A 13,122-nucleotide genomic window follows, 5' to 3' on the forward strand; every position below is an offset into this window, starting at 1 on the left:
GACGGCTCGCCCCGCCGTATGTCGCTACTCGAAGGCCGCCGCGGCCTCCTTCAGCGCGGCGGCGACCGTCTCGGGCGCGTCGGGGCCGGGGGCGCCGGGGCGGTAGGTGACGGAGTGGAGGCGGCCGGTGAAGCGGAAGGAGCGGTGGCGTTCGAACAGGGGCCAGGAGACGGGGGACTTGCGGTCGATGCCGACGCTGATGCCCTGGAAGGGTGCCATGCCGATGAGCTGGTGGACGCTGCCCGGGGCGGCCCGGTGCTCGCCGTCGACGGTGACGGTGAACCGCCAGCGGAGTCCTTCCTCGGCCGTGGCGGTGAGGAGGATCGCGTGGGGGCCGGGGGTGAGGGGGCCCGCGTCGGTCTCGTGGAGGGTGCCGTACTCGTTGTAGGCGAAGGCGAGTCGGCCGTCCTCGACGTAGAGGCTGTAGCCGCCGCCCTGGTCGCCGTGGGAGACGAGGACGCCGTCGCCGGTCTCGTCGACGGCCACGGCGATCTCGAAGGAGCGCAGGGAGACGAGGCGGGAGGAGCGGTAGCGCTCCAGTTCCGGGGTGCCGGGGAGGAGGGTGAGGGGGCGGGTGAGGCGCTGCTCGGCGGGGTTGCGGCGGGCGAGGGCGCCGCTGTGGTCGGGCAGCGGGAACACGCCGTTGCGCCAGGCTGCTTCCTCCCAGGCGGCTGACAACTCCTTGACGAATTCGGGCTGTTCGGCCGCGAGGTCGTGGATCTCGGTGGGGTCGGCGCGGATGTCGTAGAGGGCCCATTCGGAGTCGTCGTAGGGCGTTCCGGGCCGGTGGAGGGTGACGAGTTTGCGGCCGTCGCGGTAGTGGCTGCGGTTGCCGGTCGTCTCGCAGTACTGCTCGGGGTGGGTGGAGGCGTGGGCGGGGTCGGCGAGGACGGGGGTGAAGGCGGTGCCGTCGAGCTCCTGGAGGGGGACGCCGCCGCGGGTCTCGGGCCGGGTGAGGCCGGCGAGTTCGAGGAGGGTGGGGGTGAGGTCGGTGACGTACTGGTACTGGGGCCGGAGTCCGGTGGCGAGTCTGCCGTCGCGGACGCCCCGGGGCCAGGAGAGGACGAAGGGCACGCGGACTCCGCCGGCGTGGGTGTGGCCCTTGTAGAGGCGGAAGGGGGTGTTGGAGGCCATGCCCCAGCCGCGCGGGTAGTGGACGAGGCTGCGGGGGCCGCCGATGAGGTCGGGGTCGCGGTCGACGTCGGGATCCCAGTCGCCGGGGAGGCGGGGGTGGTGGACGAAGCGGCTGAAGTAGGAGCGGGTGCCTTCGGCGCCGCCTTCGCCGGTTCCGCCGTTGTCGGAGGTGAAGACGATGACGGTGTTGTCGAGTTCGCCCAGGGCGGCGAGGGTGTCGGTGAGCCGGCCGAGGTTCTGGTCGATGTTGTCGACGAGGGCCGCGTAGACCTCCATGTAGCGGGCGTAGAGCTGCTGTTGCCCTTCGGTGAGGGAGTCCCAGGCGGGGACGTCGAGTCCGGCCTCGCTGTTGCGTGCGGGCAGTTCGGTGCCGGGCGGGAAGAGTCCGTCGGCGAGCTGGGCGGCGAAGCGCCGCTCGCGCAGGGCGTCCCAGCCTTCGTCGTAGCGGCCCCGGTGGCGGGCGATGTCCTCGGCCTTGGCCTGGAGGGGGCCGTGGACGGCGTTGTGGGCGAGGTAGAGGAAGAAGGGCTTGTCGGGGTCGTGGGCGCGCAGCGACTTCACCATGGAGATCGCCTGGTCGGTGATGTCGTCGGTGTAGTAGTAGTCGTCGGGGAACTCGTCGATGTCGAGGGGGCTGTTGTCCCGGACGAGCTGGTGCGGGTGGAAGAGGCTGGTGAGTCCTTCCAGGACGCCGTAGTACTGGTCGAAGCCCTTCTGGAGGGGCCAGTTGCCGCGGTGGTCGGCCGCGTGGGAGGCGGAGTCGCGGACGAGGTGCCACTTGCCGACGGCGTAGGTGGCGTAGCCGGCGTCGTGGAGGAGTTCGGCGAGGGTGGGGATGTCGTCGGCGACCTCCATGCCGTAACCGGGGAAGCCGGGGTCGGAGTTGGCGACCATGGCGTAGCCGACGCGGTGCGGGTTGAGGCCGGTGAGGAGGGCGGCTCGGGCCGGTGAGCAGAGCGGCATGGTGTGGTAGTTGGTGAGCCGTACGCCCGCGTCGGCCAGCCCGTCGAGGACCGGGGTGGGGATCTCGGAGCCGAAGGGGCCGATGTCGCTGAATCCCATGTCGTCGACGAGGACGACGACGATGTTGGGGGCTTTGGCGGGCGGGGCGGTACGGGTGGGCCAGGCGGGTTCGGACTCGGCGAAGGTGCGGCCGACGCGGCCGGCGAAGCCCTCGTAGGGGTCGCGGCGGGTGGGCGTGGACCGGGTGGCGGGGTTGCCGGTGGTCATGCGGGGGCGGTTCCTTCCGGGAGGAGCGTGCGGGCGGTGCGGAAGCCGCCGTGGCCGGTCGAGGAGTCGGGGGTGTTGTGGGAGCGGGCGGCGACCCGGTAGCGGTTGCAGTAGGAGGCGTGGCAGAGGTACGAGCCGCCGCGGATGACGCGCTCCGTCGGGCCGAAGGCGTCCGCGCACCACTCCCAGACGTTGCCGGAGGTGTTGTGGAGGCCGTGGCCGTTGGGCTCGTACGCGGTGACGGGGACGGTGCCGGTGCGGCCGCCGGGCCGCTCGGAGCGGTACGGGAAGTCGCCGGTCCAGGTGTTGCACATCTCCCGCCCGCCCGGGGTGAGTTCGTCGCCCCACGGGTAGCGGGCGCCGTCGAGGCCGCCGCGGGCCGCGTACTCCCACTCGGCCTCGGTGGGGAGCCGGACGCCGGCCCAGGCGCAGTAGGCGAGGGCGTCGTCGTGGGAGACGTGGACGACGGGGTGGTCGGCGCGGCCTTCGAGGTCGGAGCCGGGGCCTTCGGGCGCGTGCCAGGAGGCGCCGGTGACGCCGAGCCACCACGGGGCCTGCGGGACCCGGCCGAGGACGTGCCGTTCGGCGGCGGGGTGGAGCAGGAGGTGGAAGACGAAGGAGGAGCCGAAGCGTTCCGCGTCGGTGCGGTGTCCGGTGGCCGTCACGAAGGCGGCGAACCGGGCGTTGGTGACGGCGGTGGCGTCGACCGCGAACGGGGCGACGGTCACCTCCCGGACGGGTCCCTCATGGTCGGCGGGGTAGCCCTCGTCGAAGGCGTCGCCCATCCGGAAGGTGCCGCCCGGCAGCTCCACCATGGGGTGGGGCGGCGGGGCGGTCCGTACGGTCGGCAGGGGCAGGAGTTCACGGGTCGCCGCGTGGCCGGCGGAGCCGGCGCAGGACCGGCCCGGGGTGCAGCAGGCGCTCACGCGGACACCGCCTCGGGTGCGGCGGCCACCGGGACGGGCTCGGGCGCGGCGGCGAGCAGGGCGCGGGTGTACGGGTCGCGGGGGTGCTCGCACAGCTCGTCGGCGTCGCCGGTCTCCACGACGCGGCCCTCGTGCATGACGGCGATGCGGTGGCTGACCTGGCGGACGACGGCCAGGTCGTGGGCGATGAAGACGAGGGCGAGACCCAGGTCGCGCTGGAGGTCGGTGAGCAGGCCGACGATCTGGGCCTGGACGGAGACGTCGAGCGCGGAGACGGGTTCGTCGCAGATGAGGACGTCCGGCGCGGGGGCGAGGGCGCGGGCGATGCCGACGCGCTGGCGCTGGCCGCCGGAGAAGGAGCGCGGGTGCCGGTCGGCGACGGCCGGGTCGAGGCCGACGAGCCGCAGCAGTTCCGCGACCCGCCCGGCGCGCTCGCCGGGGGTGCCGATCCCGAAGGCGCGCAGCGGTTCGGCGACGATCTCCCCCACGGTCATCCGGGGGTTGAGGGAGGCGTACGGGTCCTGGAAGACCATCTGGACGCGGCGGCGCACGGCGTGCAGTTCGGCGCGGCCGGGCCGGGTGACGTCCTCGCCGTCGAGGAGGATCCGGCCGCCGTCGGACGGGTGGGCGTGGGCGAGGACCCGGGCGAGGGTCGACTTGCCGGAGCCGGACTCGCCGACGATGCCGAGGGTCTCCCCCGCCGCGAGGGTGAGGGAGACGCCGTCGAGGGCGGCGAGGGAGCGGCGGCCGCGGCCCCGATAGGTCTTGCGGAGCCCTTCGGCGCGCAGGACGACGGCGCCGGGCGCGGGCCGGTCGACGCGTGCGGACGGCGGGGGCGGGGGCAGCGGTGTGCCGTGCTCGGCGGCGGGCAGGCAGGCGGTGCGGACGGTGTCGGTGACGGCGGTGAGCGGCGGGGCGGTGGTGTGGCAGCGGTCCTCGGCGAGCGCGCACCGGGCGGCGAAGGCGCAGCCGGCGAGCGGCAGGCGGAGGTCGGGCGGCGTGCCGGGGATGCCGGTGAGGCGGGTGCCCGAGGGGGCGGAAAGCCGGGGCACGGCGGCGAGGAGGCCGGCGGTGTACGGGTGCCGGGGGCGGGTGAGGACGTCGGCGGTCGGGCCGTCCTCGACGACGGTGCCGCCGTACATGACGAGGACGCGGTCGCAGGCGCGGGCGACGACGCCCATGTTGTGGGTGATGAGGACGAGCGCGGTGCCGGTGGTGCGGGTGAGGTCGCCGAGGAGGGTGAGGATCTGGTCCTGGACGGTCGCGTCGAGGGCGGTGGTGGGTTCGTCGGCGAGGAGGACGTCGGGTTCGCCGGCGAGGGCCATGGCGATGAGGACGCGCTGGCGCTGGCCGCCGGAGAACTGGTGGGGATGGTCGTCGAGGCGGCGCTCGGGGTCGGGGATGCCGACGAGGCGGAGCAGTTCGACGGCGCGGGCGCGGCGGGCCTTCCGGTCGCGCCCGCCGTGCGCCCGCAGCACCTCGTCGAGGTGGCGGCCGACGGTGAGGACGGGGTTGAGGGCGGTCATCGGGTCCTGGAAGACCGTGCCGACGCGGGCGCCGCGGACGGCCCGCAGCCGCTCCTCCCCCGCCGTGGTCAGTTCCTCGCCGTCGAGGCGGACGGAGCCGCCGGTGATCCGGCCGGTGCCGGGGAGCATCCGGAGCAGGGCGAGGGCGGTGGTGGACTTCCCCGAGCCGGACTCGCCGACGACGGCGAGGGTCTCGCCCCGGCGCAGGGTGAAGGACACGTCCCGGACGGCGTGCAGGGCGGTGCCGTCGGTGGTGGTGAACTCCACTTCCAGGCCCTGGACTTCGAGGAGGGGCGGGGTGGTCATCGGCGTATCTCCCGGTTCAGCGCCTCGGCGGTCAGGGAGAGGCCGAGGACGAGCACGGTCACGGTCACGAGCGGTCCCGCGGCGAAGTGCGGGGCCTGCGCCAGGTAGGGCATCGACTGGCTGAGGACGGCGCCGAGGGTGGGTTCGGGCGGCCGGACGCCGACGCCGAGGAAGCTCATGGCGCCTTCCAGGAAGACGGCGACGGTGAGGGAGACGGCGATCTGGACGACGAGCGGGTCGGCGGCGTTGGGCAGGACGTGGCGGGTGAGGATCCGGCCGCCGGACGTGCCGCCGACGCGGGCGGCCGTCACGTACTCCCGGCCGCTCTGGACGAGGATGCCGGTGCGCAGGAGCCGCCCGAAGGCGGGGATCTCGGCGAGCGCGATGACGAGGATCACGGGCAGTCGGCCGGGGCCGAGGACCGCGGTGACGGCGAGCGCGAGGATCAGTCCGGGGAAGGCCAGGATCAGGTCGAAGGTGCGCTGGACGACGGTGTCGGCGACCGGGTGGGTCGCGGCGGCCAGGGCGAGGAGGCAGCCGAGGACCGCGCCGAGCGGCACGGCGACGGCGATGATGCCGAGGTCGGCGCGGATGCCGTACAGCAGTCGGGAGAGGAGGTCGCGGCCCAGGTCGTCGGTGCCGAGCGGGTGCCCGGGCGTGCCGGGTCCGGCGAGCGCCAGGGCGCTCTGGTCGGTGGGTCCGTGGGCGGCGAGGACCGGGGCGAGGAGTCCGGCGAGGACGACGAGCCCGACGAGGGCGAGGCCGGTCCGGCCGCGCGCCGTGGTGAGGGCGGCCCGGTAGGGGTGGCGGGGCCTGCGGGCGGGGGCCGGTTCGGTGGCGGCGAGGGTGGTCATGGCGGTCACTCCCACCTGATCCGGGGGTCGAGCCAGGCGTGGACGAGGTCGGTGAGCAGCTGGACGAGGACGAAGACGGCGACGAGGAGCAGCAGGAGGTCCTGGACGACGGGGTAGTCGCGGCGGACCAGGGCCTGTTCGGCGAGCTGGCCGAGGCCCGGCCAGGCGAAGATCGCCTCGACGAGGACGGCGCCGCCGAGGAGGTGGCCGGTCTGCATGCCCAGGAGGGTGACGACGGGCGGGAGGGCGTTCGGCAGGGCGTGCCGCCAGAGGAGGCGGCGGGGCGCGATGCCGGCGGCGGTGGCGGTGCGGATGTGGTCCTCGGCGAGGGTCCGCTCGATGCCGTCCTTGAGGTAGCGGCCGAGCACGGCGGCGCTGGGCAGCGCGAGGCAGAGGGCGGGCAGCAGCAGGTACTGGACGCCGAGGTCGGGTGCGTTGAGGAGCGGGACGCGTCCGCCGGGGGGCAGGACGCCGAGGACGACGGCGAAGACCAGGACGAGGAGGACGCCGGTGACGAAGGGGGGTACGGCGAGCGCTCCGGTGGTGAGGACCCGTACGGTGCCGCTGGCCCAGGGGTTGCGGGAGGTCGCGCCGAGGATGCCGAGGGCGGCTCCGATGACGACGACGAACAGCAGAGCTCCGAGGGTGAGTTCGACCGTCGCGCCGAGTCCGTCGGCGATCAGGTCGGCGGTCTGCCCGCCGATCGCGTAGGACGGCCCGAGGTCTCCGGTGAGCAGGTCGCCGATCCACCGCGCGTACTGGGCGGGCAGCGGCGCGTCGAGTCCGAGCCGGGCGCGGATGGCGGCCTCGGTGTCGGGGCTCGCGTCGGGTCCGGCGAGGACGGCGGCGGGGTCGCCCGGGACGAGCCGCAGGAGGGCGAAGGCGACGAAGGAGGCGACGAGGAGGACGAGGAGGGCGGAGGGGATTCTCCGCAGCAGGTAGCCGCGCACCTCAGTTCACCAGGTGGGCGTCGTCGAGCACGAGGGAGGAGAACTTGTTGAGGGTGACTCCGCGCAGCTTCTCCGAGGAGACCTGGACGGAGCCGCGGATGACGAGGTCGATGATGAACGCCTCGTCGAGCAGGGTGTCGGTGATCCGCTGCCGCAGGGTGTTGGCGCGGGCGCCGGTGGCGGGGCCGGTCCACGCCTCCCGGACGGCCTTCGTGTAAGCGGCGGAGCGGAACTTCGAGGTGTTCTTGGCCTCGTTGAAGGGGTAGGCGCTCACGGCGAGCGTGGCGGGCTGGACCTGGGCGAAGCCGTGACCCATGGTCCACAGGCCGGGCATGGTCTGGGCGATCAGGTGCTTCTGCGCGGTCGCGGGGTCGGTGGGCTGGAGGGTGACCCGCACACCGATCTGCTTCAGGTCGTACTGGACGGCCTCGGCGACCGCCGTCTCGCCGGGCAGGTTCACGTGGAGCAGCGGCAGGTCGAGCCTGGTGTGCCCGGCGGACTTGAGGAGTTCGCGGGCCTTGCCGGGGTCGTACGTGTAGTGGGTGCGGCCGGCTTCGGTGAAGGCGGGCGACGACCTGGGCCAGGGGGTGGCGGAGGCGAGTCCGTATCCGCCGAGGACCTGTTCGAGGATCCGCTCGCGGTCGACGGCCCGGGCGAGGGCCTGCCGGACGGTCTTGTCGTCCAGCGGGGCGACCGTGGTGTTGACGCCGAGGTAGTAGGCGCCGCCGCCGGTCGCGTACTCGCTGACGGTGAGCCCGGGGGTGGCCTTGACGACCCCGAGGTTCTTGCCGGGGACGCCGAAGGAGAGCTGGGACTGGCCGGTGCGGAGGGAGGACAGCAGGGCGTCGGCCTGGGGCACCACGCGGAACTCGACGGCGTCGAGGTAGGGGCGGCCGGGCCGCCAGTACCCGTCGTTGCGCGTGAAGCCGAGCCCGGCGCCGGGGCTCCACTTGGTGAGCCGGAAGGGCCCGGTGCCGTTCAGCTTCTTGCCCTTGACCGCGTCCTCGACGCTGTGGCGGTCAGCGATGATCATGAATTCGAAGAGGTCGAAGAGGTTGTTCACCGGGTGGGCGAGCTTGAGGACGAGCTCGTGGTCGCCGCGCTTCTCGAATCCGGTCACGGCCGCCGCGGTGCTCCTCAACTGGGCCGCACGCAGCGGGTTCTGGAGGTTCTTCACGGCGAAGATCACGTCGTCTGCGGTGAACGGCCGACCGTCGTGATAGGCGACGTCGGTGCGCAGCTTCAGGGTGATCGCCTTGCCGTCCGCGGCGGGCTGCCAGGACGTGGCGAGTTCCGGCTGGGGCTCCAGGCGGTCGTCGTAGCGGGTGAGGGTGTTGTAGACCAGCCGCTGCTGGAGCGACTGGGCGCTCTGCGCGAAGAGCAGGCTGGGCGTGAAGTCCGCGTTGACGGCGACCGTGAGGGTGCCGCCGCGCTTGGGCTCCGCCCCCGCCTTCCCGGCGGGCGCCTCGGCCTCGGAGACCGCCGAGCGGCAGCCCGCGAGGCCGAGTCCGAGCAGCAGGGTGCCGCCGCCCGCGGCGCGCAGGGTGGTGCGCCGGGAGAGTGCGGTGGGCGTGGAGGAGTACAGCTCGGTCATCGATGCCTGCCTGTGAAGGGGTGGAGGCCGCAGGGTGAGCGGATTCGTTCCGCTGCGGAAGGAAGAAAGGGAGGAGGGGAAGGGTGCGGTGCGGGCCTCGCGAGGCCGCGACCGCACGGCCCGGACGTACGCGGGTACATGGGTACGGAGGTACGCGGTTCGGCGATGCGGGGGTACGCGGGTACGGAGGTATGCGGGCCCGGAGTTACGCGGGTACGGAGGTACGGGCGACCGCTCGGTCACCGCGTGGCGCGGCCACGGGAGCGCGGACCGGCCGGCGACGGTGGGCGGGACGCGCCGACCTCAGGCGCCACGGGGCGGGGTCGGCGGAACGGCCGCGTTCGGCGGGGCCGGGGTGGTGTCAGCGGGGCCGGTGCGACGACCGGCGCCGGAGTCGGGCGTCGGGAGGGACGCCGGGATCAGACGCGGACGGCACAGACCGCGCTGGCCTGTCGACAGAGGTCGACGTGCCTGCGGGAGATGAGGCGCATGTCCGGATTCACGGGAGCAATATGACAGCGGGTTCGCGGGGCGGTCAACCAGGGTTGACCGCATTCTGAGACGACATCAGCCACCGGCCACCCCGCCCGTCAGCTCGTCGACCGTCTCAAAAGGCCTTCTGAACAGGGGATTCAGCAGAACCGTGCCCGCCGCGACGGGCAGTGTGGCCGGTCCGGCATGTGGACTGACGATCCGTTCGGGGTCGTCGCAGACGTGCGAGAGGTCGATCGCGGCGCCCCGGATCTCCTCCAGGTACTCCGGTTCGAGCACGCTGGACTGCTCGGTCACGACGACCAGATCGGGGTTGAGGACGTCCAGGAGCAGGGCCACGGCGCGGCCGACCGACCGGGCCCGTTCCCTCAGCAACCGGTCGGCGCGCCGGTCCCCGGCCGCCGCCGCGTCCACGACCAGGGAGGTGTCGGGCTCGGGCACGATGCCGCGGCGCACGGCGGTGAGCCCGACGGCGGTGTTCGACGCGGTCGCCTCCAGGCAGCCGGAACGCCCGCACGCGCAGGGGACGGTGGAGTCCGGGACGGGCAGATGGGCCACGTCGCCGGCCGCCGCCCCCGGCCCCTGGTGCACGACCCCGGCGAGCCCGACGGCCGCGTCGACGACGTTGCCGACGAAGAGGTGCACGAGGCTGCGACGGGCGGCGGGCCGCCCGAAGAGGATCTCCGACTGGGCGATGGAGCGGGCGTGGTTGTCGACGCGCACGGTGTGTCCGCCGAGGCCGCGGGCGAGTTCGGCGGCGAGCGGCCGGCGGCGCCAGCCGAAGGCGTCGTGGCGCACCACCACCCCCTCGGCGGGGTCGACCCAGCCGCCGACCGCGGCACCGACCCCGAGCAGCGGCCGTCCCCGGGTGTGCTCGTCGAGGAATCCGCGCAGTCCGCGGGCGACGGCCTCGGGCAGGACGTCCGGCGCGATGCCGTCGTGAGGGTGGGTCCGGCGCGCCAGGACCCGTCCGCGCAGGTCGACGAGGGCGAACGTCGAGGCGGGCACGCCGAGGTGGACACCGCCCGCGACGGGGCCGCCGGTGGCGCCGATGTGCAGGTCGACGGGGATCTGGGGCCGGCCCACTCCCCCGCCGCCCGCGAGTTCGGGCAGTTCGCGCAGGAGGCCGAGCCGCGTGAGGTCGGTGGCCTGCCGGGAGACGGCGGCGGGGCTGAGGCCGGAGAGCCGTGCGACGGCGCTGCGGGCGACCGGTCCGTGGTCGAGGACGGTCCGCAGCACGCTGGCGGCGTTGGCCTCGCGCCGGCCGTCGCCCGCCCTCCGGGGGCCGTGCGAAGTGGTCGTCATGGGGGCCTCTCTGGTCGCTTGCGTGGGGGAGCTCTGGTCACTGTTGCGGCGGTGTGAATTCCCGCGGCCGCCGGCGACACGGCCGCCGTCCGCGCTTCCGGCCCGGCCGCCGTCACTCACCGATGAGGCATCACCGCCGGTCAGGGGCGGTTCGATGAGGTACGGGGACGAGGCGCGGGGTCACCGGGCAGGCGCCGATTCAACCACCGGGGGCGGGGGTTCGGGGCGCGGACGGTCGCTTGACGTGCGGCGGCGGCCGCTGCGAGGCTCCGGGACATGTTCGCGACCTCCTCCTGTCCCGCCCTCCACGGCGCCTGATCCTCGCGACCTCCCGCGTGGCCGGTTCGCCGCCCGCGCTTCCGCCTTCCTCTCCCTGAGGGCACCTCTCCGCATTCGACGCGCCTCGCCCGTACCTCTCGTACGGGTGACGCGGCTTGGCTTCCCCTCATTACTTCCGCTCCGGAATTAATTCCGCACGGGCTCGGCCCCATGAAAGGAACCACCATGTCCACCGCCACCGCCACCGCCACCGCCACCGCCACCGCCAGCACGGTCACCGTCCAGAAGGTCGGCGGCCGGCTCGGCGCCGTCATCTCCGGCGTCCGTCTCGGCGGCGACCTCCCCGCCGAGGCGGTCGCCGAGATCCGAGCCGCCCTGCTGGCGCACAAGGTCGTCTTCTTCCGCGGCCAGGACCACCTGGACGAGGAGGCCCACGAGGCCTTCGGCCGACTCCTCGGCACGCCCGTCGCCCACCCCACCGTCCCCTCGGCCGACGGCCGCTACTCCTTCCCGATCGACTCGGACTACGGCGGCCGGGCCAACCAGTGGCACACCGACGTCACCTTCGTCCCCGCCTACCCCGCGTTCTCGATCCTGCGCGCGGTGGTCATCCCGCCCTACGGCGGCAACACCCTGTGGGCCAACACGGCGACGGCGTACGAGAAGCTCCCCGAGCCGCTGCGCGCCCTCGCCGACGGCCTGCGCGCCGTGCACTCCAACGACTACGACTACGCGGCCCTGCGCCCCGGCGTCCTGCCCGAGCAGCTCGAGCGCTTCCGTGAGGTCTTCGCGTCGACGAAGTACCTCACCGAGCACCCGGTGGTGCGGGTCCACCCCGAGACCGGCGAACGCACCCTGCTGCTGGGCAACTTCGTGCAGCGGATCAGCGGTCTGACCGGTGCCGACTCCCGCGCGCTGCTCGGCCTCTTCCAGGCGCACGTCGAGCGTCCGGAGAACACCGTGCGCTGGCAGTGGCAGGTCGGCGACGTGGCGATCTGGGACAACCGCGCCACCCAGCACTACGGCGTGGACGACTCCGACGAGCACGACCGCAAGCTGCGCCGGGTGACCATCGACGGCGACGTCCCGGTCGGCGTGGACGGCCGCGCCTCGGTGCTGCTCGCGCCCGAGACCGTCCCGGAGCCGGCCTTCGGGATCACCTCCGGCGCCTCGACGACCCCGGCAGACCCGTCGGCCGCGGCGACGGAGTCCGCCACCGCCTGACGGGCGCCCCGCCCCGGCCGATCGTGGTCCGCCGCGGGTTCCGGGGCGCACTCCGGAACCCGCGGCACCGAAAGGTGGTCGCGCGTCAGGAAGGCGGCCGCGTCAGGAGAGCAGCCTTACCAGGAGGACGGCCGTGTCAGGAGAGCAGCCGTACCAGAAGGACGGCCGTATCAGGAGAGCGGCCGTGTCAGGAGGGCGGCGGCAGCGCGTAGTCGGTGAAGCCCACCCAGTCCAGGGCCATGCAGGGTTCGTCGCCGAGGACCCAGGCGTCGTGTCCGGGGGTGACCCGCATGAAGTCGCCGGCGCCGAACTCCATCGTTTCGCCGTCGTCCATGACGACCTTCATGCGGCCGCTGATGACGTATCCGACGTGCGACGCCTGACAGCTGTCGGTGCCGGCGAGCGGCTTGACGTGCTTGGACCACTGCCAGCCCGGCTCGAAGACCGCCCGGCCGACCGCACCGTCCTCACTGGTGAGCAGATCGAGCCTGCCCTTGCCGTCCTCGAAGGGGCGGGTCTCGTCCGCTTCGTCGAAGCTCTTCCGTACGATGCCGGCCATCACACACTCCCGGCGGGGCGAAGGCGGGTCCCCGAGTCCTCTTCCAGGCTACGCCGGGACGGTCCCGGCCACCCTGCGCAGCCGTACGGGGCGGATGGTTCGCTTTTACATCGAATTCCGGGCGGAGGGAATCCGTTCTTGGTGGTTCCGGGCATATCCGCGGCCCGGATTCTGTGCACATCACTTACCGGTCAGATCTACACATAAAGGCCAGATAAGCGCACAATGAAAACAGCGGCGCGCAATGCCGCAACTGCGGTCGGACGTGCATGACGCCAGAAGGAGGCGAGTCGTATGGCCGACGTCTCTCACCGTCCTGGTGATATCGCGGGACACCCCGACGCGTCGGAAATGCGGGACAGGTATGCCCGTATGCTCCAGACCCGAGGTGTCGCGGCGGTCGAGGAACTCGTGATCCTCGCCGGCATCTACGCCGCGATCTCCGGGTGGACGGTCCATTTCTCCGCCGCCCAGCCGGAACTCGCCATCAGCAACCTGGTCGTCGGCATCGCCCTCGCAGCCCTCGGCCTGTGCATGTCGATGGCCCCCGAGCGGTCTCAGGACCTGAACTTCGTCGTCCTGCTCATGGGCGCGTGGCTCATCGTCGCCCCGTGGGTGGTCTCGCGGAACCCCGACACCGGCATGATCCTCAGCAACGTGATCACCGGTGCGTGCGTCTGTCTGTTCTCGCTGACGGCCGGCGGACTGCTCATGAGCAAGCGAAGGATGACGTGACGGGCTGA

General features: G+C 73.3%; 11 protein-coding genes. 2 read left to right on the forward strand and 9 right to left on the reverse strand.

The window, feature by feature from the left end:
* Positions 1-24 precede the first annotated feature (24 nt).
* The 8 genes from ACIQFX_RS20420 to ACIQFX_RS20455 all read right to left on the reverse strand — a co-directional run bounded on the left by ACIQFX_RS20420 (position 25) and on the right by ACIQFX_RS20455 (position 10,317).
* Complete coding sequence (locus ACIQFX_RS20420; protein ID WP_402465090.1) at positions 25-2,364, reverse strand: arylsulfatase; 2,340 nt, start codon at positions 2,362-2,364, stop codon at positions 25-27.
* Entirely contained in the window at positions 2,361-3,179 is an 819-nt protein-coding gene (locus tag ACIQFX_RS20425; protein WP_402465623.1) for a formylglycine-generating enzyme family protein, read from the reverse strand. The genes ACIQFX_RS20420 and ACIQFX_RS20425 overlap by 4 nt, the downstream gene beginning before the upstream one ends.
* A 107-nt stretch (positions 3,180-3,286) precedes the next feature.
* Positions 3,287-5,122, reverse strand: a complete 1,836-nt coding sequence (locus tag ACIQFX_RS20430; RefSeq protein WP_402465092.1) for an ABC transporter ATP-binding protein — start codon at positions 5,120-5,122, stop codon at positions 3,287-3,289.
* A complete protein-coding gene (locus tag ACIQFX_RS20435; RefSeq protein WP_402465095.1) occupies positions 5,119-5,976 on the reverse strand; it encodes an ABC transporter permease in 858 nt (285 codons plus the stop codon). The genes ACIQFX_RS20430 and ACIQFX_RS20435 overlap by 4 nt, the downstream gene beginning before the upstream one ends.
* Positions 5,977-5,981: 5 nt before the next feature.
* A complete protein-coding gene (locus tag ACIQFX_RS20440) occupies positions 5,982-6,926 on the reverse strand; it encodes an ABC transporter permease (protein ID WP_402465098.1) in 945 nt (314 codons plus the stop codon).
* A gap of 1 nt (position 6,927) precedes the next feature.
* Entirely contained in the window at positions 6,928-8,520 is a 1,593-nt protein-coding gene (locus ACIQFX_RS20445; RefSeq protein WP_402465101.1) for an ABC transporter substrate-binding protein, read from the reverse strand.
* Positions 8,521-8,939: 419 nt separating this feature from the next.
* A complete protein-coding gene (locus ACIQFX_RS20450; RefSeq protein ID WP_329625827.1) occupies positions 8,940-9,011 on the reverse strand; it encodes a putative leader peptide in 72 nt (23 codons plus the stop codon).
* Between the two features lie 76 nt (positions 9,012-9,087).
* A complete protein-coding gene (locus ACIQFX_RS20455; RefSeq protein ID WP_402465104.1) occupies positions 9,088-10,317 on the reverse strand; it encodes an ROK family protein in 1,230 nt (409 codons plus the stop codon).
* 504 nt (positions 10,318-10,821) lie between these two features.
* Here ACIQFX_RS20455 and ACIQFX_RS20460 point away from each other — a divergent pair.
* Positions 10,822-11,820 carry a TauD/TfdA dioxygenase family protein gene (locus ACIQFX_RS20460; RefSeq protein ID WP_402465107.1) on the forward strand — a complete coding sequence of 333 codons (999 nt, stop codon included), beginning with the start codon at positions 10,822-10,824 and terminating at the stop codon, positions 11,818-11,820.
* A 187-nt stretch (positions 11,821-12,007) separates the two neighbouring features.
* Here ACIQFX_RS20460 and ACIQFX_RS20465 read toward each other — a convergent pair whose 3' ends face one another.
* Positions 12,008-12,379, reverse strand: a complete 372-nt coding sequence (locus ACIQFX_RS20465) for a cupin domain-containing protein (RefSeq protein ID WP_402465109.1) — start codon at positions 12,377-12,379, stop codon at positions 12,008-12,010.
* A gap of 372 nt (positions 12,380-12,751) precedes the next feature.
* Between ACIQFX_RS20465 and ACIQFX_RS20470 the strand changes: the two genes are divergently transcribed.
* Positions 12,752-13,114 carry an SPW repeat protein gene (locus ACIQFX_RS20470; protein WP_402465112.1) on the forward strand — a complete coding sequence of 121 codons (363 nt, stop codon included), beginning with the start codon at positions 12,752-12,754 and terminating at the stop codon, positions 13,112-13,114.
* Positions 13,115-13,122 lie beyond the last annotated feature (8 nt).

The organism is Streptomyces sp. NPDC093089 (assembly GCF_044754405.1).
Lineage (GTDB): Bacteria > Actinomycetota > Actinomycetes > Streptomycetales > Streptomycetaceae > Streptomyces.

Bases quoted from the DNA above. Each gene is read 5' to 3' on its own strand.
- ACIQFX_RS20420 (WP_402465090.1), bottom strand. From the start codon at position 2,364: ATGACCACCGGCAACCCCGCCACCCGGTCCACGCCCACCCGCCGCGAC.
- ACIQFX_RS20425 (WP_402465623.1), bottom strand. From the start codon at position 3,179: ATGGTGGAGCTGCCGGGCGGCACCTTCCGGATGGGCGACGCCTTCGAC.
- ACIQFX_RS20430 (WP_402465092.1), bottom strand. From the start codon at position 5,122: ATGACCACCCCGCCCCTCCTCGAAGTCCAGGGCCTGGAAGTGGAGTTC.
- ACIQFX_RS20435 (WP_402465095.1), bottom strand. From the start codon at position 5,976: ATGACCACCCTCGCCGCCACCGAACCGGCCCCCGCCCGCAGGCCCCGC.
- ACIQFX_RS20445 (WP_402465101.1), bottom strand. From the start codon at position 8,520: ATGACCGAGCTGTACTCCTCCACGCCCACCGCACTCTCCCGGCGCACC.
- ACIQFX_RS20455 (WP_402465104.1), bottom strand. From the start codon at position 10,317: ATGACGACCACTTCGCACGGCCCCCGGAGGGCGGGCGACGGCCGGCGC.
- ACIQFX_RS20460 (WP_402465107.1), top strand. From the start codon at position 10,822: ATGTCCACCGCCACCGCCACCGCCACCGCCACCGCCACCGCCAGCACG.
- ACIQFX_RS20465 (WP_402465109.1), bottom strand. From the start codon at position 12,379: ATGGCCGGCATCGTACGGAAGAGCTTCGACGAAGCGGACGAGACCCGC.
- ACIQFX_RS20470 (WP_402465112.1), top strand. From the start codon at position 12,752: ATGCTCCAGACCCGAGGTGTCGCGGCGGTCGAGGAACTCGTGATCCTC.